Consider the following 26,323-nt stretch of genomic DNA (forward strand, 5'->3'; position numbering starts at 1 on the left):
GGCAAAATCCTCAAACGCGGATGCGCACAGCCAATCCGTAGAAATTGCGGCTGATATGCCGTCGCCGGGTTGTTTAATTCGCGATCTTGGCGCTAATTCGTCGAGCAGCCAAGTTTGGAGGGGTAATGTTCAAGCGAATTTCAAAAGTATTCTTGATTGCCACAACGGTCGCATTGTCTGGTTGCGCCTCACAGAGCATGTTGCCCTCAAGCAGTTTAGACGCGGATTTCTCAGCACCGGAGGGAAAAGTAGGCTGGTCTTCCTATCGAGAAACCGCGCTCTTCCGCAATGCGAGCGAAGAACAGGTCTATGACGCTGCGAAGTTGGCTCTAGGTGAAACTGGCTTTGCCCTCAGATCGGCAGACAGATCGGCTCGACGCGTCACCGGTGAACATGGCATCACCCTCCACGACTGGAATGTGATCGCTGGCATCTACTACAAACCGACACCGGCTGGCATCCGTGTCCTCGTGCAGGTCGAAGGTTCGAAAGACACTGGCTTCAGCGGTGATGTGACCGGAGATGGTTGGACAGGGAAAATCATGAGTAGGATGCGTCAGCATATTGGACGCTGAACACCCGCCACGGGCAATCGTCGCTTCGAATGGGGAGGGCCAAAGAGCCCTCCCACGTCTTCACGAAGATCGCGTCCTCAGACTTCCTTAAAAGACATCACGCGGCTCACGTCGACCGTGTAGAGGCGCGGCCGACCGGGGATAGCGCGCGGCGCCTTACGCTGGAGGCGCCCCTCTTCACCGGGCACCAAGAGATTAAGCGCGACCATGCGCTTAGCCGCAAGCGCCCCTGCTTCGGCCGGGAAGAGCTGTGTCCAGGTTTGCGAGGTCAGATAGGCTTTTGTCATGTCGCGCCATCCCTGAGGAACGACGTTTGACTGCGGTCCATCGACAAGCGGAAGGGTTGTGAGACTCGCCGTCAAATATTTTTGCAAAGCCTTCACGTAGCCAGCGCCATCTTCCAGGACGACGACAAAGCGCCGATCATACCAGTCGAGGAATGCGCGCTTGGACGCACTAGTCGCGTCACCTTGCGCCCAACCCGTGAGTTGAAGGCGCGTCGCAAGCTCACCCGCGACAGCAATTGCTGCGAACCTCTTAGCGACGCGAGACACTTGTCCATCGATCGTTAAGGGAAGCGACGATACCATGCGCTCAGCACTTGAATTGACCATCCTGCACAGCCTGTCGCAGTCCCGACCAACACCGCAAGAAATGATCTGGTGAACAAACTCCCGACCGGCGCAACCGAATTGCTCGCGAACCGCTTTCTGAACGACCCCAGAAAACGCCGCGCCATCACCTGCGCCGTGGAGGACATCAAATGCTCCATATGCACAGCAATCAGCTTCGATATCGACCAAACGCACCTCGTGACCTGCCATGGCTGTGAGGCGCGCCTCTGCGAGCTTCTCCTCGACGCTGATTTCTCCCGACGAGATTAACGCCAAGCGCCAACGAGCCTGCTGAGCCAGCTCAACATCTTTGGACATCCGGGTTTTGCCCACACCGTTTGCGAGCATGTAAATCGCGTCGTAGAGGCTGCGGGCCGGGATCTCAGCAAGCTCATCGAGCGCCAGCAGCATATCGTTACGACGCGCAGCAATCGCCTCAAGACCGTTGCTGGTTGCGCGCCACTGGCCAATGAGGGTTTCGCCGCCCCAGACCGACGCTGCCAGCTTGAGCATAGTCGTCTTCCCTGAAGAGGACTGCCCCCTAAAATGCAGACCGCCACCGCCGAGCCCAAGCAGCGCAAGAAGCGGACCAGCGAAGCTGAGCGAAACCGCCAGGATCATCAAATGGTTGCCAGCGCAGAGTGAAGCAACGTCACGCTTCCAGCCTTCCGCCGACCCCGCGGTAGTCGTAGCAGAACCCTCCAAACCCACCGGGAGGATTTTGGTTTTGCCTATCGCAGAGTCGCCGATAACGAATGCCGAATAGTTTTCATCCACCCAACCCGCCTGTGTCACCGTCCGAAGCCGCTCTTCGGGCTTCCAGGTCTTAAGCAGCTCAATGACCTTCTCCTTGGCCTTCTTTTCGCGCCCCAACTCGAGACCACTATCGACCAGGGTAGCGATCACAATCTGAGGCTTCGATTGCAGGTCGGAATTAAGAACCGAAATCTTATGCCAGTCGCCATCAGCATTTTTCACGGCAACGACCTTGCCCCACCCCCTGCCTTCTCCATTCGAAAAACTAGCCTCGACACGGATCGGCGAGCAAACGAAGATCGGGTCCGCATCGCTCTCGGCCATGTAGAAAAGGCCATCCTCTTCAAGGTTGAAGCCCGGCGGAATTGAAGCGCTCGACGAAGTGACCGGTGCAGTCACATCTCCACCTGCGACATCGAAAGGTGCTTGGGCCGCCTGCTTAGCTGCTCCCGCTTTTACTGCGTGAAGCTCGATGGCCGTTTGAGGCTCCTCCTTGGCACCTTCCTCTACTCCAACCGGACGAGGTTGGAGTTCGATGGGAGGCCGAGCATCTGCTTCCGCTGCGCGCTCATCCAAATTCGCGCGGTCAGCAGTTTCGGAGAACACAGCCCCCTGCCCTTCGCACTCAATGCCCAAAGGCAACGCTGAGATAGAGGCACCGGGAATAGCGTTTTCTGAGATGTGGTCTTTCATATTTTTCCTTACTGCTCGCTTCAGAGCATGACGGGGTCGTTCACAGCCTGAAGGCCATGCCGGACGGTTCAAAAATGAGGAAACTCTGGTCGGACGCCGTGGCCCGTTGGATCAGCTAGCGGCGTTGACCGGAGCAGTAGAAAGGTTCGCAGGATGCTGTCCGAGACGCCTGGACTCGTAATCTGCGCGGACCAGTTGCGTCATCGCTCTACTCGTCCACCAAAGTTGGTTTTCGCTCATCAGGGCGAGCAAACGGGAGGTGAAGGAGATATCTTTCGAGAGATATCCTTTCCAACCGTTGCCTTCATAAACGAGCTTTGACTTGAACTGGCGAGCACCGCGACGACCGCCGACATAGCCGACTGCCCGACGCATGGCTTCAGCGACCGATTTCCTTGGAATGCCGCCATCAATGTATATTCCATGGAGGTGAAGCCGATCGGTATCCCTCGTAGCCTCCAGGACGAACGTTGCCGGAAGCTGACGAAGATCCTTTGAATTGAGCTGTGCGTTAAGCCTCTTGCTGACTTCACGCATCGGCTGCTGCTTTCGCTTCAAGAGAGCTTCGAAATCCGGCGCGAGGTTCAGCGTGATTGCTAAGCCCCTGTTGAACTGAGCGAAACGGAAAATCTCCCTCCGACGATCTTCCGAACTCAGCTTCTTCCAAGGGCGTAGGACTGGGGAACGAACAGAACTGATAACTGCTGTGCGACGCTTCGGTGGCATGTGTCTTCTCTATGGTCTGGGGTGTGGGTTGTTGGAGCCGAGAGTTTCGGTCGCTTGCTTGATAGGGATTGAGAACGATGAGCACGCCATACGCTGTCGCTACTGTCGCTACTAGACAACGATTGGGCACCCTCAACGAAGCCCCATAAATGCAAGGGACTTCAGGCGGTTTCGCGCATTAAGCGTATGGACATTATTCCCCGCCCTGTCGCGCATGCGATCAGGTCGGAAGCTGGCTTTGTCCTAGGGTTTGGCGGGCCGAGCTTTCGGTCAGCGGCTCCTTCGTCCCCAGTGCCATCTTAGACCGTGGGACCGTGGGACCGTGGGACCGTGGGACCGTGGGACCGTGGGACCGTGGGACCGCATCACTCGGACCATTCGCAACCTCAAGCTTTCCAAGTCGGAAAACTCAGCCTCAGTTGCTTGTCGAACTCATCGAGCAGCTTTCTCAACCGGGCCGCTTCTTCAAACGCGCGCTTGCGGGCATCAGGATCGCTAAGGTCAGAAGCCTCAATCTCACCAATCCGCGCTTCGATCTCCGACTTCTTGTAGTCCCGGATTTGGATTGCCAAATCTCTGGCCGCCTCGATCAAGCAACCGACCGTAACTTCAGCACGGCCGAGAGATGTCCCCTTCGATGAACGGAAGGGATTGCTGTGGCCACCCTCCTCTGAAGGACTTTCAAGCGTATCGAGCGTCACAGCTTCCGGACCGGAGTCATCTTCAATCAGTGGAGGGGAAATTCCACAGAGCTCGAGCGATTGCGCAAAAGATGAACCAACCTGCTCATCCACGGGAAAGAACTCGTAGAATGGCTTCTGAAACAAGTCGCTTTGCGATGACGGCTTCTTCAGATCCTCCTGTTTCCTCGCCTTTTGGCGTTCGCGGTGAAGCCGCACCTTCTCAGCATTCGTTAAGGCCATGACGATTCTCCTATCTAGCAAGGTTACGGTTACACAAAAACCGACACTGCGCGCAATAGGGAAAATGCACGATCCGTCAATCGGCCGAAGAATTCCGTGTCCGGACAATCGCTCTGAGCCTCTCGCACTCGTCTTTGGCCTTAGCGAGGTCACTGCGGAGCCGAACATTTTCGTCGAGCAAATCGCTTTTTGTGGGATGAAGAAGCCATTGGACGAAGTTGTTACTGATCGCCCTCTCGTCACCGTGGTCTCGATCAAACTGCCACGAGACGTATTTGGCGTGCAGCATCAAGATGCCGCAAAACGCGAGTGCGAGCACTGGGGCAACAAACTGGTAGATTTCCATCGACATCCGGCCTTGCTCCTAGATCAGGATCAGTGTGCTTAGGAGTTCAGCATGGAAGTCGAGACCTGGCAACATAGGACTGCGCCGCCGCTAGCCGGCTTCAAAAAGGTTAGCCCTCCGGCCGAGCATGCCCCTTCGCGAGGTAGCTAACTAGCTCGTAAGCTAGATGGCTATCAGCTCACGACCCAGTCAACATATCAAGGCGGATGACCGGGGCGTTTAGTTGCTTCGGAACAGGCACGCCCGGCGCAGCAGATACTCCGGGTATACGATACCGCCTCTACTTGCGTCGCATGTCAGCCGTCTGCTGCTCAGAACTCGCTTCGTCTAAGTAACGCCTTGGAAGATCACCCAGGACATCCCGAACTTGTAGCCACCCGTGACACTTCCCGAGCATCAACACGCATGTGCCAGAGAGAACGCCGTGGATCGAGCTGCACTTTCCCATGAAATTCGGCCGCGTCGGTTGCTCCATCCAAGTCGTTCGAGCTCGAAATATGCGAATGTCACGCGCAGCGAGCAGCGCTCCGTTCGATTGCCGACCAGACTATTTCGATCCACTTCACCATGGTGGGTGAGGAAAAATCGATTTCGAAGCCCGTTTTTGTCAACTTAACGTAAACCCAATCAGGAATAGTCTAGGTATTATTGGGCGAATTCGGCAACTAAGAGTTTACACCGAGGCATCATTGAAGCGCCAACTCTCCCAAAACGTAAAGCGAATTGAGCGTTTTTGCCTTCTTTTCGTCAGCTAAACTTTACGTTTTTCGACTCTAGCTTTACGTTTTCTTTCCGATTGAAACTGTCAGGTTAAGTGCACTTTACGCATCCGAGCCGATCGAGTTGCACTTTACAGAGCAATCTCGGTCCGCCACCCCATACGTCTGACGAGACACAAGGACTCTGATTGGCCGCAAATTAGTCCCTGTCGAAGTAAATATGACTGGCGCAACAGCGCATCTTTGGCAAAGTATCTTCGAAGTCTTTTGCAAGATCGTCGAGCGATGCACTTTCGTTCGCCACCGGAGTTTGAGACCATCGCCTTTGACCTGAACGAACTTGAAGCACGAATCCAGTTGTTGGACTGGCGCGATACCGAACTGATAGCGATCACCAATCAGATCGAAGATGCGTTTCCAACTCTCGCGTCCTCAATCGAAAGCCGGATCGCCAAGATGTCCGCTATTCGAGTAACCCGGGCCCAACTTCGAGCGAAGACGCTTGCCAAAGAGCTTATCGAACCTTGGGCAGAAGAACAGTGCCGGGAAGCGCTCGCTCGCGCTGAGGAGAGCATATCGACGCTGGTTGGCGAGCTAGATTTGAAATCTGATCTCGGCGATCACCTTCATGCCGCGCTCCCAGCAATACTTGGCGTGGGAACTTTGACCGCCTCGGTCGCCAGCCTGCCAGCGGTCGTGTCTTTCGCAACTGTCACTACGTCGACCTTGGTATTTTTTTCGACGTCGGCCGTCAGTGTGCCCCTTCTCTTGGCGGGCGGCGTCGCTCTCACAGGCCTATCTCTCGCCGGCATGAAGGGCGTTGACTATGCTCTCGACAAATCTCGCGCTCGGCTCGCGCAGCGTATCATCAACTTGGCAAACGCCGCCGTTTTCGGGGTTGGCCTGCCGGCCGACTCTCCGTCCCTCATCACGAAGCTTCAGGCTTTTGTTTTGAAAGCTGGCGCCAACAAACTCGAGGAGACCACCTGATGCCATTGCTATATGACGTTCCCGCTCATCTCGTAAGCTTGGTCAATTCTCAACAAGCTTCTCTCGTTGGGGCCATCATCAAGGACACGGCAACCGGGAAAGTTCTCGGCCATGTTCAGCAGACTTCCGCATTGCAGCAGCTCATGCAAAGCGCGATCGGCTCAGCCGGTTCTGGCGGCTTCTCACCTCTCAGCGTGGTTTCGGTCGTCCAGAACGAACAGTTGAAGCGAGGCATTGCCGATCTCCAGAACAGCATGGTGCTCATGCAGAACCTCCAATACGGCACGCTGGCACTCTCTGGGCTTGGCCTAGGTGTCTCTATCGCCGGATTTGCGGCCACCATTGCCAAGCTGAATGCGATTGAGAAGCGCTTGGACGCCCTGTCCGAAGAGGTTGCTCTTGTTACATCCGAGCGTCGCGAGGATGACCTGAAGGCGACCTTTGCTGACGTAGGCGCGGATCTTCAGAATGTCGACACGCTGATTGATCGGCGCGATCCCAAGCGCGTTGCAGAACAACTCCAGCTCTCCCTCGCCCGCTCAGCGAGACGGATCGAAGTCCACTTCATGCGCGACGCCGAAATCGGAAAACTCGAGTCCATGCCGATGGCGCAACTTGATCGCATGTGGACGCTCGCTGCCGCAATCCGGCTTTGCCAAGAGGCGGCTATTCAAGCTCTCTTTGCCGCTGACGAACTAGAAGTTGCGAAAAAGCTCGGGCGCTCAGAGCTAGAGCGACAGATGGCGCTGTTGGAGCAGCTCAACCCAGACGCTTATAGCCGTCTGATTGGCCGGAGCGCTGGCGAGAATGAGGATGCGGGAGCACTTCGCCGCGAGGCTCTGTCGCAGGCACGCCTGCTTACAGATGGGGTCAAGGGAGGCGTGCTCGGCCTTGCCAGCCAGATTAGCATAGCGGAGACCCTTCAGCACGATGGCATCAGCGGGATCGAATATCTGCAGGCAGCGAGTGAGGCCGACAAAGCGCCACTGCTTTGTCTAACCGCTGACGCGCCCGTAGCTTGAATGACTTCGCAATCGGGAGGCCTCCAAATGCACTCGCGGCGGCGGCTCTTTTCTATGAGACAACCGAATTGCCGAATTTTCGCCGCGGTTAAGTGTTAGCCCCAAGACTTGAACCTTAGGAATTTTGCTCGAGGAACCGACCACTTTTCGAAATTAAGTAGGTCGGACTCTATCGGCTGCCGTTTCACGGAGACCGAAAACTGGAATGCATTGACGAGAAAGGGCTCATCCATGTCGAATGAGAACACAAAGAAATGGACTGAGGAACAGCAGGAGCGCGAGCGCGCACGCCGTGACGCACACCGGGACAGTTGCCTGCATTGCGGAGCGCCCGTCACCTTGGACTCGCCTCTCTGCGCCGCCTGTGACGCACGGGACTAACGTTAGTTTCAAGCCAACAATCCCACAGATCCTATTACGAAAGCTCTGGGCTTTCCAAAGCGCAGGCATGGTGGACGTGTGCCGCATTGCCGTCCAAGCGAGAGAAAGGGAAAGTAAGGAGACGTGCGCGGTGCAGCTCTATGGTTACCCTTGCACCAAAGCGCCGTGAAAGGAAAACGGGCGAAAATGCCACAAACTCGCCCACAATTTCAACGAGTTGTGACAAGATCCGAGGTCACACGGTAGACATCGACTACGTATTATCACGAATAGGGGACAAAAACGTGAAGTCTATTTTCAATCTTGGGATTCTCGCTGTGGCGGCGGTTGCGATTAGCGCGTGTGCAAAGCAACCTGATGAGATTGCAGCTATTCCCATGGAGTCCAGCATGTATGCTGGCCAAAGCTGCAGCTCACTTAGCCAAACGAAGCTGAAGCTCTCGCAGGACCTCGCGAGCCTTTCAGCACAACAGAAGAGTGCTGCGAGTGGTGACGCGTTCGGCGTCTTTATGCTCGGCCTGCCGTTGTCCAGTATGTCTGGTGGAGACAAAGAGGCTGCGATTTCTGTCACCAAAGGGAAGATCGACGCCATCAATCAAGAGATGGCGCGTAAGCGCTGCCAAATGTAAATTACCTCTCCGCTACACACAGACAAAGCCCCGCATATTGCGGGGCTTTTTTGTTGAAACTTTATTTTTTGGCTGGCCAGCTGACTGACACCCGTCCCAATGCGCTCATGCGATACTGACCGTGGATAGATGCGCAGCTTCTGAAAAGCAGATTCTCGAAATCAAACGTCACTCAATCCGGAGCCAATGGCAGCAGATGTTTTGCGATGCTCGATTGTTCGTCGCGACTGATCTCCTTAACCATTTGATTACTGACGACGCCGTAGCCTAGTCTCAAATAGCAAAGAGAAGCAGGAGAACATGAAAGAAGTCACCGAAGCGGACACGGCAGAAGCCGTTCTACTCGACTACGTCGAACGATATGGCTTAACGGACAGGGCACGAAGATACTTCCTCAACCTTGACCAAGAGGAAGTAACCCATGGATCACGCCCCGAAGCTCGACACCCTCGAGACGATCAAAGCTCTTCCTGAAAGACGGGAGCCCTATTGGAACATTCTCGAATATTGCCGCCACATTGGCCTCGAGAAAAAACCAGAGAAGCCCCTTCATTGGCTCGCTCGGATCCGCAAGAAGGATGGCCGCTATAAGCAGCAGCGGCTCGGACCCGCAGTTTCGGAAAACTCAACGGGCCTTTCCTACGAAGCGGCAATCACGCTCGCGCGCGCTTGGTTCGCCGAGCAAGAATGGCAGGGCATCGCCTCTGCGAGCTTCCCGGTGGGAACCACACAGCATCTGCGATATTCGAAGAGTGACGCTGGCTTCACTGTGGGCGACGCCCTGATCGACTATGTGGAATGGAAGCGCATCGCTGCCACGAAGACGACCTTTGAGACGCTTGTCGCGCTAATCAACTTTCATATCCTGCCGCTCCTCGGATCAGTTCAGCTCGATGACCTCACCGGAAACACCATCACCAATTTCTGTCGTGCGATCCTTGAGACGCCACCCAAGCGCGGGAAACAGGCGCTCAAGGCAAGGGTAAAGATTGAGAGCCTCGACCCCGATGCGTTGCGCCGCAGGAAAGCAACACTGAATACACTGCTAGGGATAGTGCGAATAGCGGCTCAGATGGCCTGGGAGAACGGGCATACTGACACGGAACGGTCTTGGCGCTGCATCCACCGCGTCCCGAATTTGGAAGTGCCTCGCCAGATCTTCCTTACCCGCGCACAGTGTCGCGAGCTGATCGCCGCATGCCGCCCGGATCTCGCGGACTTGGTGCGCGCAGCGCTTTACACGGGCTGTCGCGTGTCTGAGCTTTCGGCGCTACGCGTGTGTGACGTCGGAAAAGACATCTTTGGCATCTACGTCTCCTCCCCCAAAGGCTGGCGACCACGCTATGTGTATCTACCGGAGGAAGGGATGCGATTTTTCTTGGCCAAATGCGCCGGGAAAGCAGATGACGAATTCGTCTTTCGCACCGGCGCGGGCCAGATCTGGAAAACCCGTCACAAGCATCTCTTCAAAGCAGCTGTCGAGAAGGCCGGGCTGCCGCATGAATTCGTGTTCCACGGATTGCGGCATACCTATGCCAGTCAGCTTGTGCAGGCTGGCGCACCGCTTGCCATAGTCGCGCGTCAGCTCGGCCACGCGAACACTGACACGGTGAGCCGGACCTACGGCCATCTGTCTTGCGAAAGCATTGAGCGTGAGCTCGCTCTAAGATTTGCGGTCTTGGAAGATCAGCCTCGCGAGCATGATGAGCGCATGCGCTCGTTACGGAAATCGCTGCAAGCTCCGCCTCCCTCGATCCCTGCCTCGTCGTGGCCGCGGAGCAACTTCGCCTTTTGCCGAGGCGACGAGCTCCAGTTCGTCAGCAGGCGCGGCGGATAATTTCAATATGTCTTCTGCGCGCTAATTTTTTCGCCGCCAATCCCACGGCATCAAAAACTCGCTCGCCCAGATCCCTGCGCGCAGTTTTCGCGCGACGTCTTCATCTTGCACGTAGTCACGCCCGTAGCGGCGATACGCGACCGCCCACCCGTTGCGGACGAGCCAACTGTTCAGGTCTTCGCCGTGCTGGCTGCATACCGCGACGTAGCGTCCGTATCGGTCAATCCCGCTAACTTTGCACGCCACCGGGGCACGTCCAATCTTATCAGCAAGTGCGAAGGCTGCACCCTTGCCGCAGTTCCACAGCTTCCCGCTCGGCAGCCTACAACGCTGTCGGCTTTCGATGGCGTCAATGGCCTGAAGTCGGATCCGCTCGCCATGAATATCGATTGTATCGCCATCAATGACCGAAGCCGTGCCACTTATGGTCTGCGCTTGCAGCGGCCCACAGAGAGCCGCCGCAATTATCAGGTTGAGAGCAAATCTCAGTGGCAATGGACTCTGCCCACGCTGTTGTCCATGTGACAACACTGGCCCGGGGGCGAGCTTTTTCGGCAACCTCCGCCATGGGCAGTTTCCGCTTGGCTTAGCCCCGCCGCAGTTGGCATGGCATGCAACGGCATCGATAGCGTGAACACAGCCGTCAGAAAGCTAAAAACAACCTTCACTTGAATTCCTTCCTTACAAGTCAATGTGGGAATCCTATTGGGCCTGTAACTAAGAGCAAGAAAATAATCGCGATTTCGTGAGCTTTCAAAAGGGGTCATCTACATGAGTTCGCCCGCCCACAACGCCAAGCTGCCATTTCCCATCGAATATCGCGGCAAGACTTTTGCGAGCTTCAGAACCCTTTGGCTCGCTGTCGCAAGACGCTCGCTCTCAAATGAGATCACAGTAGCGGGCCGCTTACATCGCCGTTTACGCGATGAGCCAGTGACCGATGATTTGCTCGATGATTGCCTGATGCTCGCCGCCGACGCGTATCGCGCAAAATACGGCGCTCGAAAAACCTACGTAGCAACCTCGAGGGGAATATGCGATGTGCGTATGCTCTATGACGCGCAACTCGCGCCGATCGACTATCCAGCTTTCCGTCAGCGCATGAAGAGTCTGGAGCAGCGAAAAAAACGCATCGGACCTGCGGAGATTAAGGATGCTGCCACGCTCGGCTCAACAGACTGGATCAGCCGTTATGGTGGGGGGCGCAGAGAGCCATTTTATTACGACGGCTTCGAATACCCTGACGCTGTTGGCTCCCATCCGGGTTTCACAGCATTCCTGAAAGAAATTGATCGCTACAACGATCGCCATACGCTCAACAATCGGAGAAAAGCACGATGGGACATCGATGACTTGCTGCGTGAGCCGATCTCCCGGGATGGTGGTCCAGGATATATCTACCTTATCCGAGACTTGGATACGGGAAGGGGTTATGTCGGCCTATCAGCAAACAGCCCCTCCATCCGTTATAATCAGCATTTGGCGACTGCGCAGCAAGGGCTTGGAAGTCTGCTTCATGCAGCCATCAGAGCGCGCGGCGGTCACCGATTTGAGGTCAAATTGCTGGAACAGGTGGACGGGAACGATACCGCGCTTGCAGATCGAGAAGTCTACTGGATTGCCAAGCTCGGCACTCTCAAACCCGAGGGATACAACGTCCTACCGGGGGGACAGCTGGGGCGTTATCGCGGGATCCCTGCTAGAATTGATGGAAGAGATTTTTCGTCGATTTCGGCAATGTGCAGGACATTAAGTGAAGAGACCGGGCTGCCGCCTTATGTGGTGCTCCGTTACTGGCGTGCGGATCGCAATCTTCCAGAAAAGGCACGCAAACACAGCAAACACCCAGAGGCCGGTAGCGGGCCATTTCGACAGTGGCTTGGGATGTGGAAGCGCGCAGAGATGAATGGCTCTGGCGTGGTCGAGGCTTGGGAAAACTATGATACTTGGAAAGCCGACACGACATCACTCGGTGGCAAGGGGCGCCTCACCCGCATCGACGCGACGCAGCCTTGGGGGCCACAAAACATAACCTTGATGGCAGCGTCCGACATAGTTCGCCGCACCCATGGCAAAAAGATTAGGGCGTTCGGTCGAGTATGGGAGGTGAAGCAGGACGCTCTTGACGAATTCAGTATCCCGCGCAACACGTTCGATCATCGTATTAAGGCAGGCTGGAGCACCGAGGAAGCGCTCGCAACCCCGCTCGGACCGACATCTAAGAAGCCATTTTCCTTCGAGGGAGAAGATTTTCAGAGCCGGAACAATGCTGGAGCTGTTCTTTCCGAGCGGTATGGGATGACGCAGGAGCAGGTTCTCGACTACCTTAAGCGCAATAAGCCCAGCAGTGAGTGGCCCAAGCATGGCGATCATGTTCGTAGCGGAACAGGGATCCGCCGATCCTGCGTGGTGGACGGTGACTTCTACAAATCATTGGCCGCAGCATGCCGCGCCTACAATATTCCCAAAGCCACAGTGGAAAAGCGCATGCGCGGCGGAATGGCCCTCGAACAAGCCCTGACCACGCCGGTCCGAAGCGGAGTGATTTCGATCTTTGGATACGACTGGGATAGTGCAAAAGCTGCTTGTGAAGTTTTCGCACTACACCATTCGACCTACCGCGCCAGAACTAAGAAACACGGCATCACACCCGAAGAAGCTATCCTAAAACCTACGACACGAGGATATGCAGGGTATACTTGGGAAACCGCCCTAAAAGTCTGCCGGACGCATGCCATTGGCAGAAGTCGAGAGAGTGAAATAGCTGAGGACGACACGGAGATCGGCGTCAGCTAGCGCTCACATTTTTTCCGACACTGAAGTTGCGCTCGTCATGCCGCGGTAGAGTATTCTTACCTAAAGATATGTAGGATTTTGAAACGACCTATGATTCGTGGACGCCCTCTTTGCTAAGCCTGAGGCAAGATGGCGGGGACCAGCAGCGGCGAGGTCAAGTTCTACCACAAAAATCGTCGAGTTCGGTCCAAGCCCGCCGCTCAAACACTTCTAAGTCAACGTCCGCACTGCGCTCGCAAATCGGATATTAGCTGTCAGGATGCGAAAAGGCCGCAAACGGTCTTTCGCAACGATACCATCAATATGGCGCCGCGCTTAAAGCTGCGTATGAAGATTGGGCAGCGTCAATCTAAGCCCACCGATTTGCCATCTGCCGTATCGCTGTCGTTGGCCTTCGAGGGCTCGTCTCGGGCCTGATCGCCGGCATTCAACTCCTTGCCCTCAGAGCCGAACCAAAGATGAGGCGGCAGAGGTAAGCGATGATGTCTACACGCCGTTAGAAACAACGGGAGCATGCCGCGCTGCATGACGTCTGACTTCAGGAGCGCTTCGTGTTCTGCGGCGATTTCCTGAACCTCAACTGACAGCGAAACGCTCTCATCTTCCATGCTTAGAGCGGGAACAGGCACTGCGGTGCCGATGCTTTGCCCGCTCCGCCAGATCGCGTCGTCAGTGCCTTCGTGAGGCACCCAGACCTGCTGAGTCATATGGGAGAGTTCCTCATCGACGACCCGCTTGAGTTCCGCCAGATTCTCTTCCGCACCAAGCCGCTCGAGTCCAACAAGCACGAACGGCACGAGGATGCTGCCAACTGTCGAGCTTTCAAAATATTCATCGCTTTGATTGGGCGGATGCTTGGCAAGGCGCCGATAGTCCTGATGACAAGTGACCCAATGCGACCGCCGAACGTATCGATAGACCATACGTGTCGCGACTTCGCGAAGGTAGCCCGCGACGTTGTCCGTCCGGCCACTTGCTTGAGCAAGGAGCATGAGCATCCCAATCTCGATCTGATGATCGTCCCGAATCGGCGCTAAAAGGGAAGGGTTGTTGTTGATCATGACAATTGCCAAATCTAGGGCTTCGTCCCGCTTTGCGAGATGAGCGGCCTGCTCCTCCCCCTCAAAAAGAAGGGCGATAGAGTGATGCCAGTGGCCGAGCAAAACCAAACGCCCAAGCGTTTCAAAAAGGGCGAGGTTTATATCCAATGCTGATTGAGAACGGACGGAGAGCGAGAGAGCATGCAATCCTGACGCATACGGGCCGATCTTCTCCATGAGAAGTTTGTGGCTGATATCTAGGAACAGCGAGAGAATTTGGTCGAGAATGTCACCTCGCTCGCGGCGCCGCGCCTTCTTCGTCTCCGGGCATCTCTGGTAGGCGTCCCAAGCGTGAAGCAAAGCTAACTCGCAGGCTCGATATGGGGCGTCGAGGTTCTGGGCATCCATGCCGTTGCCCACGAGAATCCACAGGCAGATCAACATCTGCCGAAGCCGTGTTGTTCCGGCCTTGTCAGGGTCAAGCTCGTGCGTGAGCGCGTCCAGCAGGGCCCGGAAGTTGAGATATGCTTCGTCAGGCTCGGCCACTAGGGCGATGGCCTTTTGGAAATGCGCTCGATGGTCCGGGTCCAGCAATTCCTGTTTCAGGATACCGGAAAGAATTAGGTTGGCAAGCCTGTCGCCGTTCCACTCGCGAAAGTGAAGCGTGTCTGTGGCTCTGGTTTCTTGAAAACCCCGCCAAGCAGAGCGGATGCCCTCTTGGATTTCCCCACCCATGCAGACACAGACGGCGACGGGCAGGTCACGGTGCTGCTGCGAGACCCTATTGGGGATGTAGTCGTAGACGACCTCGTCTAGTGAAGGGAGCACGGCTTGGAGCGACCCGTTCCAGTCTTCGCGGCCGATGTCTCCAGCTTTAATCACGAACAAAAGAAGGGACTCCATGCCTCCTGCATCTGGATCTGGACCGACGGCAGCAACGTCCACGCCGGCTTGGCGCCCGCCGACACGAGGATGGTGGATAACTTCGTAGCCCAATTCGCATAACATCTGTGGCAGCAAGGCGTCGAGACCGCCGCGTTCCTTCATTCCTTGCAAATGTTGCCGAACAAGGAGCTTCATGCTTTTGCCTTTTGCTCGTAGCGAAAGACCTCCATGATCCATTCGGTCCCGACTGGGTCAATGGACAAACCCATAGGTATCTCGCTGCTGACTGAAAAACTTGCCATGTTCACTGTCTGAGGGCGGCGTCTCCCCTCCCCATCCAAGATGCTGAAGCTAGACCGGTCGCCGTAAAGTAGTGTCTGTCTTGTCACCAAATTCAAAAAGACCGATTTCTTTTGCGCTTCCTTATTGATGCTCTCCGCCTCCTCCTCCTGCTGGAAGCGGACAAGAGCACGTCTGGCGGTCGATGGCTCGAGCTCCACTACCTCGCGCACAGCACCCAATCCGCCCCAGACTTCTTGGGCGCGCCTTAAAACTTCGCGGATTACGTCGTTTCCCGGGGCTTCTTCCTCGAGCAATTTTTCCAACCAGTCCTTCAACGCCCCGCCGTAGTTCAAGAGGAGCGGATTAAAGAGCAACTCGGCGGCGTCCGCGGATGCAGATCCCCCTCCACGAAACACGGCAACAATCCAAGATGCTGCGGTCATTGGCGCGAGGAACAAGAATCCTATGGCCTTACGGCAGACGAAAAGCTGGTCCGATGCCTCAACCGGGAGGACTTCCGCTGGGACATCCAGACATGGTGTGGTCCTATCGATCTCGGACAGATGCGAGGCGAGAGACGAGCAGACGTGGTAGTTGCCGCCCAGGAACCAATTAGTCGCCAGTTGCGCGAAGGCACGTCCTTGGTCTGGGCTCAGACTCGAAAGGATCCCCTCGAGAGCTTTGTTTCCGACCCGTCCCTTGGTTGTCGAGATGAGGTCGGCGACCGCCTTTCCGACCTCGCATGGACGGGTCGGCCACAACTTCTGCAGCGCGTCGTCGATCTGCCGAACGGTCCCCGCATTCTCTGAAACGACATTCTGGATACCCCGCAGGCAACTCGCCACCTCGGTATCGCTCATCTCATCGCCATGCCAGTAGAGTGCGGTCGCCATAAGGTGGACCGCGACGGGATCAGACGAGCCTGAGAGGCCGTCGAGCGCCCCAATGAGATCATGTCGGTCGAGTGCAGAGTGCTTTCCTGCGATGTCGAGCGCCGCCTTGATCATGCCTGCGGCCTCCGTAGGAGGTAGCGGCTTGGCCGCTGACAGGATGATATCTATTGCGCGCCCGGCTTCGCCCGCGTTCAAAGTCATACGGGAGAGGGCTAATACCCCAGCGGTCCGTTCTTCTCCGTCCGTCCCAGCCGAACGAAACGCCTCCTCAACGTCGCCTTTGGCCTGCAGCGCGAAGACAAGATGTCGGAGAGCAAGTGCATCGCCTCTACGCGCAGAAATGATCACTTGATCGGCGCGATGATCTTCGATGGCACACCATACGCGGAAAGCGGCGTTTGGTTGTGTTGCCGCCAGATCGTCACCGCCTTTTTCCACCAGTGTCGAGACCAAAGTCATTACGTCTGGAGGAGATGCCACCAACTGCGGGATAACTTCGCAAAGGACCATCTGAACTTCGAAAAACCTTGGACCGGAAAGATCATCGAGTGCCCTGATATCCGCAGCCGAGATCAAAGTGTTTCGAGAAGATGCCCCCCGCGCCAACGCGGCGATCGCCTCGCCATTCGTGCAGCATGAACCTTTCAGAAGCAAAGCGCCAGCCACGAGGCCCTCCGACCGTGCAGTCAGCTCAATTTCTGTAGTCGCTACCATTCAACTGGCACTCCACGTGTGCGCGCCAGTAGCCCGGCACAGTAGCATGGAAACACCCGCTTCCCCGCCGAGTGGCTCTCTGTATGGAATCTGTGGCGCCGGAAGCGGTTGGGCAGGTATCGTAGTCGTAGGGAACAAAATTGCTGCCCCGCACTGCTTAATCAACCGCCAGCATCCTCGTGCGGTTTCTGAACATTCCATGCGTTCACATCGACATACACCACATCAGCTGCGTAGTCGTAGTGCGGTGGAAAGTCCTCACTTATCGTAAATGTCAAAACGGTGCCCGCTTCCATACCTTTTTTGTAGGTTTCCATGCGTATGGTGACTTCAGAACCAACTGGGGGAATGACGCCTCTGTCGCTCTTTGCAACAACACTTCCGCTTATGCAAAACCAGACTTCCATACATACGCTCTCTATAAATAATTTTCCAACTGTTTCCGGTCCTTCAGATAAAGATTATTTTCTTAGCCCGAAACGTTTTTTTCACGGGACGCCAAAAAAAAGCGGCTTCGAACCAGTCATGCCGGCTCTGTTGCCCCAATCGGCGATTGGCCGCCCCCCCTTCTCCGGGCGGACCTATACCGCGGCCTCTGTAACAGGTATGCCGAGCACAGTGTAGCCGCTCAGGACGGCGATACGGATCTGGATTTCTGCGACCTGATGGTCGGAGTCACGTGCCATGAGGCGTTGCCACAGCAGTTTTGCACAATGCATCTTCGTCTCGATGCGACTCCGGCGGTGATAGCCGCTCCACCGTCGCTACAGAGCGCGCCCAGGTATTTGGATGCATGCGGGGCCTCGTTGCGCGCCACGGCTCCGGCGGTGATCACCCTCCATGGCTTTGAAGTTTTGCGCGGCGGGAAGACGGCCTTGGCACCGCGATCAGCCATGGCGTCGTGACATTTGCGCATGTCTTAGGCGCAATCGCATCGAGGAGGTGCTTCGAAGTCGCCACTTTCAATCCGGCGAAGAGCTGGAGGCCACGCTGCACCGCTAAGTCTGGCTCCACAACCAGCAATTCCAGCAATCAGCCCTGGGCAGCAGGTCGGCCTTGCAGGCGGCGAAGGACTGACACGAACTCAAGCCGGATCTGTTCACGAAACAGCAATACTACCTGACGGGATGTGGCACCTACTCTGAGACTTTAAGTCGTCAGTGTCTCATGGCATAAGAGACACTATAGATTCACGGGAAAAATTTTGCATCAAAAAGGAAACTTTTTTGAAAACAAGAGAAATGTTCGGAACAGAACTGCGAACTTCGATTGAAGATTTGAATGGCGAACCCGAGCTCCAAAGAATCGGACTAAATTTCTCCTATGATGGTGTTTCCATCTGGATCGAGGAGGGACCATTTCCGGGTGCCAATCTCGCCAATCGGATGGGAGTAGGAGAAGCGATCTCAAAGCACCTATCTGCAGGCGGAATACATCTCGAATGGCCTGTGGCGCGCAACGACACTCAATGGCTCAGGATCACACATAAAGGGGTTGAGGAGGTCGATGAGCCCTACTAGCTCATCTCAGAGTGGTCATTCATGCGAAGATTAGCGAACGACCGCTCCCCGCCCTTTGCACCTCGTCGCACCGACGCCAACGGTCCATTGCTTTCATCTGCCGTCAACTTTGACGCAAGGTGCCAGCGGCATCAAAGCGGACGTATGAGAAGTAAGCTGTTTTCCGTAAAGTGGTCCGTTTAATCTCGTTGTATTGGAAACTATTGATCCCACCCGCATGTGTGACAACGCTCAGGATATGGATCACCAATTGAGATGACATTACCCTTGCAACCTTCTTCATTGCAATCTTTGCGCATGACATCACTGCTTTTGGTGCACAACTGGCACTGTAGCGTAGTATCGCTGACTAGAAATGCGGTGTCCAGAGTGGCAGCCAAATCATGCCTATCCAATCCGCCCTCAAAGACACACTTATGACAAATGTAGCGGCGTTGGCTCTTTGGAAATCCCACGATCTTTTTGAATTCACCTTTGCTCAACAGTGAAAAGAAGGTCTTTTGAATTTCGGCAAACTCCAATTCTGCCGAAACCCACTTCCCATCGTGAAAGAAGGAATATCTCCTTGAGCCAATGTAATTTATCCAGTTATTGAGAAAACGAGCGTCGGGCCACAACTCAGCATACTGCGCGACAAGCAAGCTCATTACGTCACGGGGGGCTGAATCCTTACCCGCACCACCGAAGTGAGCGATCTTGTTTCGCAGCTTTCGAATTTCCGAGAACCTTTGCTTGAAACGATCCGACACTTTTGAAGTGCATATGGCGTTGACAGCATTGGGTAGATCGACCGCATCAATCGTTCTAAGATCAGAGAAATCGATGTCCAAGTCTGTTTCACCAAACGATGCGCCATGTCCCAACAATAGAAGATAAGGGCTCACCTCACAGATCCGGGCTTTCAACGCTAGCTCGCTTGCTTGGGCAGCCAAAGAATAAATGGTTTCGAGCTCCGCTTGGCAATGCTCATAATATTCCTCAAGCTCCTCAGAAAAATTGGGATCTTCGAGGCCGAAAGATTGATTGAAGTCGTCAAAGAGTTGGATCAGCTGATGCCACGCGGCAAAGAACGCTGTGAGCGCCGAATTATTCAGGTCTTGCGAAGATGGCACGTTAGAAATCATGGATAGGCCGTTTCAAGGCTGCATTCTACTTTCTCTACCAACTTCCTCATTTGCAAGAGATAGGCAACACTGTTGCAGTGCACCCGAATAGGGACCGACCCAAGGCAAACACATAAAACTCTTAGAAAAATCATAACCTTTCCATTTTATCAGTTTTGCGACCAGGACCTTCAATACCGAGAGCCCTCAACACCTTCGGCGACCACTCATAGCAAAAACAGCTTTCTTGCATAACTTGGATTTCTTCGGCATTCATGTCGCCAAATTTTCTTCCATTGTATCGCCCCTCGTCGGAGGGGCGGCCAGACTGCTTATTGAGCACGAGGAAAGTAAGGGGCGGAAGACGGTTCTCTGTCAGCCACTCTTGGCACTTGTAGAGATCGCTGCCAAGGCCCCGGCCCGGCATAGAGCCCGTTCGTCCTAGTTTCGCTCCAAGCTCAGAGTAGGTAATCGTTTCTCGCTTCATAGCTGCGCGCGCAAGTATTCGGGCGATATGATTTGGGTGGTATGCCAACTCTATTCTCCATCTGCATTCTCGGGCAATACTCAGGCGTTTTTTGGACGACCGATCTCGCGGTTTCCATTATACTGCGAGGTTGATGCGTCCTACGAAAGAATTTCGTAATTCTCGCCTGCAATCAGTGAGACTTGACGCGCTTACGCCAGGGATCAGGCTTCCTTCCCCCTTTCGAGAACAAACACAGTTCAGTCTCTTCTGGAGACCGTTCGAGCCGCAAGGCGAGATCCTCGACGACCCGGCAATAGGCCTCGTATATCGCTGAACCATTCTTGGGCGAAACGTAGCTACGTGACTGCATCCGAATAATGGGAGGACCGTTAATAAGGAAATTGCAAGAGCGTGCAGTCCATTGATCCATGATGTAGCCTTCGTGCTTGGGATCCGCAAAGAAGATCAATTTGGTGAAGTAGGCGGGACCAACCCCTGGTCTTGTGATACTGTTCATCACCGCGTGACAAAGCGCGTAGCCTTCGGAACGGCTCAAATCGCCGCGGCGCAACCGATTGACCACTGCTAGCCACTTGTCCTCATTTCGCGCGAGGGTCCGGGCGTGGTCTCTACGCATTTTACCCCATCCAAGTATCGCCCAAAGCACGTCGCGATCTGGACAGTCCGGATTCTCAGCCATCTCTTTCAGTTCCCGGCGCCCGATGCTTGTCGTTGCAGCCACAGAAGCAAGCGCTGGCAAACCGACGCTTTTCAGCCATGTCGAAATGGAAGTCTCGGGCCAAGCACCCGGGCGCGCCACACTTCGGAAATAGTCGTAACGATCGGCGTGATAACGAGGCTCGCTCGATATGCTTTCCTTTAAGATCAATGACATCAATGGCATCCTATCTAATACCGAGTGAGCGTAGCTTTATCGAATCCAAAACGCAAAACTATCCTGTCCGACCCGGAGGGTTCGCTTGCCCTCGGTTGCTGGGCACCCGACGCTTCCCCATCAGACTGGTCGCTTATCTCTAAGACTTCGACATCCCATCTTGAACGATACACTCCCCACCCGCTCGTCAAACACTCAAGCGCTACGGTCTCTTCAGCACGATCGAAAGAGACCAAGAAATGAAATACCCCTTCCAAAATAGCGAAGCTGCGAAATTCATGCGTGATCGGATACTGGCGCTTGGGCACCGCAAGACCCAAGCGGAGATTGCGATCGAAGCTGGCTTCGTCAACGCGAACATGATGTCTTTGCTCAAGGCTGGCAAAACCAAAATCCCGCTCGATCGCATACCTTCATTAGCCCGCGCACTTGAATGCGACCCCGCGTTCCTCATGCGCCTTTCTCTTGAACAGGCCGTAGGAAAAACGGCAGCCTTGGCGATCGACGAGATTTTTGGGACGGCCGTGACCGAGAATGAGCGCGGTTGGCTCAACGAACTCCGCGAAGCCTCCGAGAACAGCGACCCTCGGCTCACGGCGAAGTCTCGCCATGCTCTGCGGGCAATTTTCGGGAAATGAAGGCGTGCAAGCTCGCTTGCTCAAGGTTGCAGACCAACGGCTGATCCCATTCTAGCAAGCAGAAGTTGGATCGCGTCGACTTACTCCCCTCGAGCAGTTTTTCTGGAAACCTCGCCCCGTTCCCCGCGGGCGGGGCTAACCCACGCCCATTACTTGGCAAGCAGACCGACGTCGAAAACTGAACCGCATACCTAATTTTTCCTTGCCGGCGCCCTTGCAAATACCACCCTCGCATCCATTTGTGATTTCTATCGTCACAATCACATTACGAGGTAGTTCGGATGGCCATGAGCGCTGCGGAGCGTAAACGCCTGCAAGTCGAACGTCAGCGTGCACGCGCGCGCCAATCTTTTGATCTTGTTCAACCGATATCTAAGCCGCCTCTCGGAGAGTGGTTAGAGAGCAATGCCCAAGAGGAGCTCTGGCAGCACCTTGTGATGTGCTACGATGGCATGAACAGACAGACACCGGACTTTACGCAAGACACTGATCCAGTCTCTGCATCCGGTGCCTTTGAGTTCCCGACAACACCTGAAGGCGCACCAAGCTATACCGGAGCCTTGGGGAGGGCGGAACTCGAAGTGGAATTGTTGCTTGAAGCCGCAAAGACCCTCGCGAAACTGATCAACCGCTACAAGCGTGAAGCAATTTCCACCAGGCTTTCGAAAATAGAGAAGCAAGACCTTGCAGATCCTGACAAGCGCTCAGACGGCTTGCAGGAAGCCGTCGTCCTGTCAAAGGCGATGGACAAGCTCGATCGGTCAGTTCGGACCGACGTCCCGCAATGGCAGCTCCGAGGTTAACTCCATGGAGCCATTGCGAATATGCAACCGTCAGAGAAACTTGAGTGTGAGCGCGACCGTTTGGAAAAAGCGCGCGATACGCTCGCTACGCTTGTCACAGAAGACACCATCTTCCTGCCCTTCTTCATCCGGATTGAGAACGAGCTCATGCGCTTGAACTCTGACTGCTCTGCGCTCGAACGCGCGAGACAGCTTGCGCAAGCTCAGAAGGCCACGCGCTGAATGATCGTGTGCGCCATCTCGAGGGACGCACCGGCACCATAGCGCTCCCGATCTAGAGCGTGTCCCATGAGATCTCTGCGGACACGCTCATCCACCCCAGCCGCCAAGAGGCGATCCTCAAAGGAGTGTCGAAGGCTGTAGAGAACATGGTCTTCGGTTTCTCGTAATCCGTTTTCCCGCAAGAACTTGTTGATCGTCGCAGAGAGGCCTGGCTTGTCTCGATATCGAGGAAATCCGTTTCGACACTCGCGCAACGCATCCAAGCTCACTCCAGCGAGTGGAATATCTCGCTTGGCGTTTCGCGTCTTGAGCTGACGCCCCTCGGGACGGATCATCACATATGGCACGGCACCTTCCAAACGAATGTGCTGGGGTAGAAGCGCCGCTCCTTCGCTCGGGCGATAGCCTGTGTTGATCATCCCGATAAGGACGCAACGAGCTTCGACATTGAGCCCTGCGAGGGCGCCATTCGCGAGAAGCTTGTTACGTATCCAATCGCTTGAAAATGGAGGCCTGAGCTCTGCCTCATCTTCTTTGAAACTCAATCCACCGAGCGGCAGATCAAGCTTCAAGCGTTTGAGTTCATTCACACGCTTGAGAACCTTTCCAAGGTAGGTCAGATCCTTGTTCGCGGAGTTCGCGGTTAACCCTTCCCGCTCGAGCCTGTCCGCCCACCATTGACGGAAATCAAGCATATCGTCGCGAGTAATCTCATGGATCGGCTTATCGCCTATAACCTCAACGAAGTTCTTCACCGCCTTTATGACCGGATTGCGAGCGCGACGGACTTGATCCTCGCTCTTTCCCCTCATCTCATCAGACGTGAGCTCCCAGAAAAGCTCCAGAGCGCGGCTAACCTTTAGGCCTGGGTCAGGCAACGTGCCCAGTAGAGCGCGACCTTCCTGCGCTCTCGTCTTTCGCCCTTTCATCGAAATCGCTTCAACACGCGCGATGATATCAGACACGGGTCCGGCGAGCAGATCTTTCGAGGACAAATAGTCGAACCCCTTAGATCCCACTAACGTTCGAGCCGAGTCTAGCTTCAGTTCCGAATTGGCACCTCCGCAGGCAAGCAATGCTTCCCACTCCGAGACCTGCTGTCTCCACGCGGCCCCACCCCTCTCCCCGGCAACAGACTTCGAGTCCGTATCAAGAGAAATCCAAACCGTCTTACGGCTTTCGACCGACGCATATTTCGTTGGCACACGCTTCACGAGGTAGAACTTTTCCCCTTTGCCCCTAGCCATTATCGACATCACGGATCTCCCCCGTCACAACCCTCAACAACCGCAAATGTGCAGCAGTTTGTGCAGCAAAATGTGCAGCAAATCGGCATAGAAGACCTGCGCCGCTCGCGCCAATTTCATTATTTTTCCTAGGAAAACAACTGTCTACGCACATTCAACGCTTGCAGCATATGGCGGAGGAGGTGGGATTCGAACCCACGGTAGGCTTTCACCTACGTCGGTTTTCAAGACCGGTGCATTAAACCACTCTGCCACTCCTCCGACGGGTTTCGCTTAGACCGCTTCACGCGATTCTGAAAGTCTTGCGCGCCGATTTCCGCGCGTAGGCGTTGGGGCAGCTTTTCACGGGCTCTGCAAATCGCTAGGATCGCGCGTAACGCATGGCGCAAGCGGTGCAGACGCGCAGGCAAGAGGCGGGCAAACCGCGCGAAAAGGGGCACAGGATGACTGAGCAGAAGAAGATGACGCGCAAGCGGGTGACGGGCTTTGCCCTGATGCTGGGCGCGGGGATCGCGCTGGCAGGCTGTCAAGAAAGCGGCGGCTCCCCGTTCGGGATGTTCAAGAAGAAGCCTGCGGACGAGACCGCGAGCCCCGGCGACGCCGAAACCGTCACCGAAAACGGCCAGAAGATGATCGAGCGCGACGTCGAAGCGCCGCAGGTCTTCTCGGTCGACGAAAAGGGCCTCTGGGACGGACGTCCCTCGCTTGGCGGCGTCTGGGTCGCGCATCCGAACGTGAAAGACCCCGAGCGGGTGATCATCCGCAACCCGTCGAACGGCAAATTCGTGATCGGGGCGCTGTTCAAGCGCGAGACCGACAATCCCGGCCCGAAACTGCAGGTCAGCTCGGATGCGGCCGATGCGCTGGGGCTGTTGGCGGGCGCGCCGACCGAGCTCTCCGTTGTGGCGCTGCGCCGCGAGACGGTTCCGGTCAAGGAAGACAAGCCCGCGCCGCTCGTCGATAAGCCGGTGATCGCGGCACCCGGAGAGGTGGAGCAGAAATCGCTCGACGAGGTAACCGCGACCGCGGCGGCCGCGATAGCGAAGGCCCAAGGCACGCCGAAGCCCGCAGCGAAACCCGCCAAGCCCGCAATCGGTGCGGCCCCTGCCCCGGCGCCCGCCCCCGCAGCCCCGGTAGCTGCGGCGGCTCCGCAGCCGAGCACGCCGAAAATGAGCACCGGCGCGGGCTATATCCAGATCGGCATCTTCTCCGTCGAGGCGAATGCGAAACGCGCCCAGAGCCAGATGGCCAAGGCGGGCGTGATCGCCGAGATCAGGAAGGAACAGAGCCATTCCAAGACCTTCTGGCGCGTGATCGCGGGCCCTGCGCCCACGAAATCCGACCTCGACGCGCTCAAGACCAAAATTCACGGGCTGGGCTATCCCGACGCCTACCCCGTCTCGAAATAGGACTACGCAGAAGATATGACCTTCATTCGCCTGATTGCCGCCACGCTTGCAGCCTGCCTGTTCGCCCTGCCCGCCGCCGCCTTCGACACCAAGGCCCATGCGGCTTGGGTCTATGATCTGTCGACCAAGACCGTTTTGATGGCGAAGAACGCGGACATCCCGCTGCCCCCGGCGTCCATGTCGAAGCTGATGACGCTCGATCTGCTGTTCGAGGCGCTCGAAGATGGCCGGGTGACGATGGATACGACTTTCCCGGTCTCGGAACATGCGCAGTCGATGGGCGGCTCGACGATGTTCCTCAATACGACCGACCGCCCCACCGTGCGCGATCTGATCCAGGGCATCATCATCAACTCGGGCAACGACGCCTGCGTGGTGGTGGCCGAGGGGCTGGCGGGCTCGGAGTCCTCCTTCGCCGATCTGATGACCGAGCGCGCGCATGAGCTGGGCATGAAGAACTCGATGTTCGCCAACTCGAACGGCTGGCCCGACCCCGGCCAGCGCATGTCGGTCCATGATCTCGGCATCGTCGCAAGCCGGATCATCACCCATTTCCCGCAATATTATCACTTCTTCAGCGAGACCCACTTCAACTACAAGGACCGCGCCCCGGCCAATGCCGAGAACCGCAATCCGCTCCTGGACATCCGCGCCGCCGACTGGAAGGCCGATGGCATGAAGACCGGCCACACGCAGGAAGCGGGCTACGGCCTCGTGGGCTCCGCCGTGATGGGCGAGCGCCGCATCGTCTTCGTGCTGGCGGGCATGCCCTCCGAGCAGTCGCGCCGGTCGGAAGGCGAAGCGGTCGCGAACTGGGCCTTCCGTCAGTTCGTGATGAAGGACGTGGCGAAGGCGGGCACCCAGCTCGCCGAGGCGCCGGTCTGGCTGGGCGGCAAGTCGACCGTCGGCCTTGCGCCGAAAACCGATCTGTCGCTGCTGGTTCCCGCGGGTTCGAAGGACAAGGTGACCGCCGAGGCCGTGTTCAAAGGCCCGCTGCAGGCCCCGATCAAGCAAGGTCAGGAAGTCGGCAAGCTGGTGATCACCGTGCCGGGTCTCGACAATGCCAACGAAGTGCCGCTCGTCGCCACCGAGGACGTCAAGAAAGGCGGCTTTGTCGTGCGTGTGAAAGCGGCGCTGGCACGGCTGTCGGGCAAGGCGTTCGAGGCGGCGATGGAACGGGTGAACAGCTAAGCGCG

General features: G+C 56.1%; 21 protein-coding genes, 1 tRNA gene and 1 pseudogene. 10 read left to right on the forward strand and 13 right to left on the reverse strand.

The features are described 5' to 3' along the window. Nucleotides 1–125: 125 nt before the first annotated feature. Nucleotides 126–575: a hypothetical protein gene (locus BMI88_RS19530; protein WP_146673529.1), complete on the forward strand. Its 450-nt coding sequence runs from the start codon at nucleotides 126–128 to the stop codon at nucleotides 573–575. Nucleotides 576–652: 77 nt separating this feature from the next. On the opposite strand, the gene BMI88_RS09025 is transcribed toward BMI88_RS19530, so the two are convergent. The 4 genes from BMI88_RS09025 to BMI88_RS09040 form a co-directional block, all read right to left on the reverse strand. Then, entirely contained in the window at nucleotides 653–2,638 is a 1,986-nt protein-coding gene (locus BMI88_RS09025; RefSeq protein ID WP_078547936.1) for a DUF927 domain-containing protein, read from the reverse strand. A 111-nt stretch (nucleotides 2,639–2,749) separates the two neighbouring features. After that, complete coding sequence (locus BMI88_RS09030) at nucleotides 2,750–3,364, reverse strand: hypothetical protein (RefSeq protein WP_078547938.1); 615 nt, start codon at nucleotides 3,362–3,364, stop codon at nucleotides 2,750–2,752. A gap of 386 nt (nucleotides 3,365–3,750) precedes the next feature. Next, complete coding sequence (locus BMI88_RS09035) at nucleotides 3,751–4,287, reverse strand: hypothetical protein (RefSeq protein ID WP_078547940.1); 537 nt, start codon at nucleotides 4,285–4,287, stop codon at nucleotides 3,751–3,753. A 76-nt stretch (nucleotides 4,288–4,363) separates the two neighbouring features. Continuing rightward, nucleotides 4,364–4,639: a hypothetical protein gene (locus BMI88_RS09040; RefSeq protein ID WP_078547942.1), complete on the reverse strand. Its 276-nt coding sequence runs from the start codon at nucleotides 4,637–4,639 to the stop codon at nucleotides 4,364–4,366. Nucleotides 4,640–5,637: 998 nt separating this feature from the next. Between BMI88_RS09040 and BMI88_RS09045 the strand changes: the two genes are divergently transcribed. The 4 genes from BMI88_RS09045 to BMI88_RS09060 all read left to right on the forward strand — a co-directional run bounded on the left by BMI88_RS09045 (nucleotide 5,638) and on the right by BMI88_RS09060 (nucleotide 10,211). Then, a complete protein-coding gene (locus BMI88_RS09045; protein WP_078547944.1) occupies nucleotides 5,638–6,342 on the forward strand; it encodes a hypothetical protein in 705 nt (234 codons plus the stop codon). Continuing rightward, nucleotides 6,342–7,364, forward strand: coding sequence for a hypothetical protein (locus BMI88_RS09050; protein ID WP_078547946.1), 1,023 nt, complete (start codon nucleotides 6,342–6,344; stop codon nucleotides 7,362–7,364). The genes BMI88_RS09045 and BMI88_RS09050 overlap by 1 nt, the downstream gene beginning before the upstream one ends. Before the next feature lie 665 nt (nucleotides 7,365–8,029). Further along, nucleotides 8,030–8,374 (forward strand): hypothetical protein, encoded by a 345-nt coding sequence (locus BMI88_RS09055; RefSeq protein WP_078547948.1) that lies wholly within the window; start codon nucleotides 8,030–8,032, stop codon nucleotides 8,372–8,374. A gap of 421 nt (nucleotides 8,375–8,795) precedes the next feature. Then, nucleotides 8,796–10,211 (forward strand): site-specific integrase, encoded by a 1,416-nt coding sequence (locus tag BMI88_RS09060; RefSeq protein WP_078547950.1) that lies wholly within the window; start codon nucleotides 8,796–8,798, stop codon nucleotides 10,209–10,211. 21 nt (nucleotides 10,212–10,232) lie between these two features. Here BMI88_RS09060 and BMI88_RS09065 read toward each other — a convergent pair whose 3' ends face one another. Continuing rightward, the gene (locus BMI88_RS09065) at nucleotides 10,233–10,706 is read right to left on the reverse strand and encodes a thermonuclease family protein (RefSeq protein ID WP_078547952.1); all 474 of its coding nucleotides are present in this window, start codon (nucleotides 10,704–10,706) and stop codon (nucleotides 10,233–10,235) included. Between the two features lie 276 nt (nucleotides 10,707–10,982). Between BMI88_RS09065 and BMI88_RS19540 the strand changes: the two genes are divergently transcribed. After that, nucleotides 10,983–13,007 carry a GIY-YIG nuclease family protein gene (locus BMI88_RS19540; protein ID WP_146673531.1) on the forward strand — a complete coding sequence of 675 codons (2,025 nt, stop codon included), beginning with the start codon at nucleotides 10,983–10,985 and terminating at the stop codon, nucleotides 13,005–13,007. A 344-nt stretch (nucleotides 13,008–13,351) separates the two neighbouring features. Here BMI88_RS19540 and BMI88_RS09080 read toward each other — a convergent pair whose 3' ends face one another. The 6 genes and pseudogenes from BMI88_RS09080 to BMI88_RS19550 all read right to left on the reverse strand — a co-directional run bounded on the left by BMI88_RS09080 (nucleotide 13,352) and on the right by BMI88_RS19550 (nucleotide 20,808). Beyond that, a complete protein-coding gene (locus BMI88_RS09080; protein WP_078547958.1) occupies nucleotides 13,352–15,127 on the reverse strand; it encodes a hypothetical protein in 1,776 nt (591 codons plus the stop codon). Continuing rightward, complete coding sequence (locus BMI88_RS09085; protein WP_146673532.1) at nucleotides 15,124–16,773, reverse strand: hypothetical protein; 1,650 nt, start codon at nucleotides 16,771–16,773, stop codon at nucleotides 15,124–15,126. The genes BMI88_RS09080 and BMI88_RS09085 overlap by 4 nt, the downstream gene beginning before the upstream one ends. Before the next feature lie 209 nt (nucleotides 16,774–16,982). Then, nucleotides 16,983–17,228: a hypothetical protein gene (locus tag BMI88_RS19545; RefSeq protein WP_146673533.1), complete on the reverse strand. Its 246-nt coding sequence runs from the start codon at nucleotides 17,226–17,228 to the stop codon at nucleotides 16,983–16,985. Between the two features lie 174 nt (nucleotides 17,229–17,402). Then, nucleotides 17,403–17,752 (reverse strand): annotated as a pseudogene (locus tag BMI88_RS09090) (transposase); the annotation flags it as partial. A gap of 789 nt (nucleotides 17,753–18,541) precedes the next feature. Continuing rightward, entirely contained in the window at nucleotides 18,542–19,465 is a 924-nt protein-coding gene (locus BMI88_RS09095; protein ID WP_078547962.1) for a hypothetical protein, read from the reverse strand. 638 nt (nucleotides 19,466–20,103) lie between these two features. Continuing rightward, nucleotides 20,104–20,808, reverse strand: a complete 705-nt coding sequence (locus BMI88_RS19550; protein WP_146673534.1) for a hypothetical protein — start codon at nucleotides 20,806–20,808, stop codon at nucleotides 20,104–20,106. 239 nt (nucleotides 20,809–21,047) lie between these two features. Here BMI88_RS19550 and BMI88_RS09100 point away from each other — a divergent pair, with 239 nt between their 5' ends. Together BMI88_RS09100 and BMI88_RS09105 are read left to right on the forward strand one after the other, a co-directional pair. Then, on the forward strand, nucleotides 21,048–21,446 hold the full coding sequence (locus BMI88_RS09100) for a transcriptional regulator (protein ID WP_078547964.1): 399 nt from the start codon (nucleotides 21,048–21,050) through the stop codon (nucleotides 21,444–21,446). A gap of 281 nt (nucleotides 21,447–21,727) precedes the next feature. Continuing rightward, entirely contained in the window at nucleotides 21,728–22,249 is a 522-nt protein-coding gene (locus BMI88_RS09105) for a hypothetical protein (protein ID WP_078547966.1), read from the forward strand. Nucleotides 22,250–22,452: 203 nt separating this feature from the next. Here BMI88_RS09105 and BMI88_RS09115 read toward each other — a convergent pair whose 3' ends face one another. Further along, nucleotides 22,453–23,727, reverse strand: coding sequence for a tyrosine-type recombinase/integrase (locus tag BMI88_RS09115; RefSeq protein WP_078547970.1), 1,275 nt, complete (start codon nucleotides 23,725–23,727; stop codon nucleotides 22,453–22,455). Between the two features lie 162 nt (nucleotides 23,728–23,889). After that, nucleotides 23,890–23,979, reverse strand: a tRNA-Ser gene (locus BMI88_RS09120). 182 nt (nucleotides 23,980–24,161) lie between these two features. Between BMI88_RS09120 and BMI88_RS09125 the strand changes: the two genes are divergently transcribed. Beyond that, nucleotides 24,162–25,127 carry an SPOR domain-containing protein gene (locus tag BMI88_RS09125; protein ID WP_078547972.1) on the forward strand — a complete coding sequence of 322 codons (966 nt, stop codon included), beginning with the start codon at nucleotides 24,162–24,164 and terminating at the stop codon, nucleotides 25,125–25,127. A 15-nt stretch (nucleotides 25,128–25,142) separates the two neighbouring features. After that, entirely contained in the window at nucleotides 25,143–26,318 is a 1,176-nt protein-coding gene (locus tag BMI88_RS09130; protein ID WP_078520229.1) for a D-alanyl-D-alanine carboxypeptidase family protein, read from the forward strand. The last annotated feature ends 5 nt before the right edge of the window (nucleotides 26,319–26,323 follow it).

The sequence above is a fragment of the Thioclava sp. F36-6 genome (assembly GCF_002020305.1).
In the GTDB taxonomy this organism is placed as follows: Bacteria; Pseudomonadota; Alphaproteobacteria; order Rhodobacterales; family Rhodobacteraceae; genus Thioclava; species Thioclava sediminum.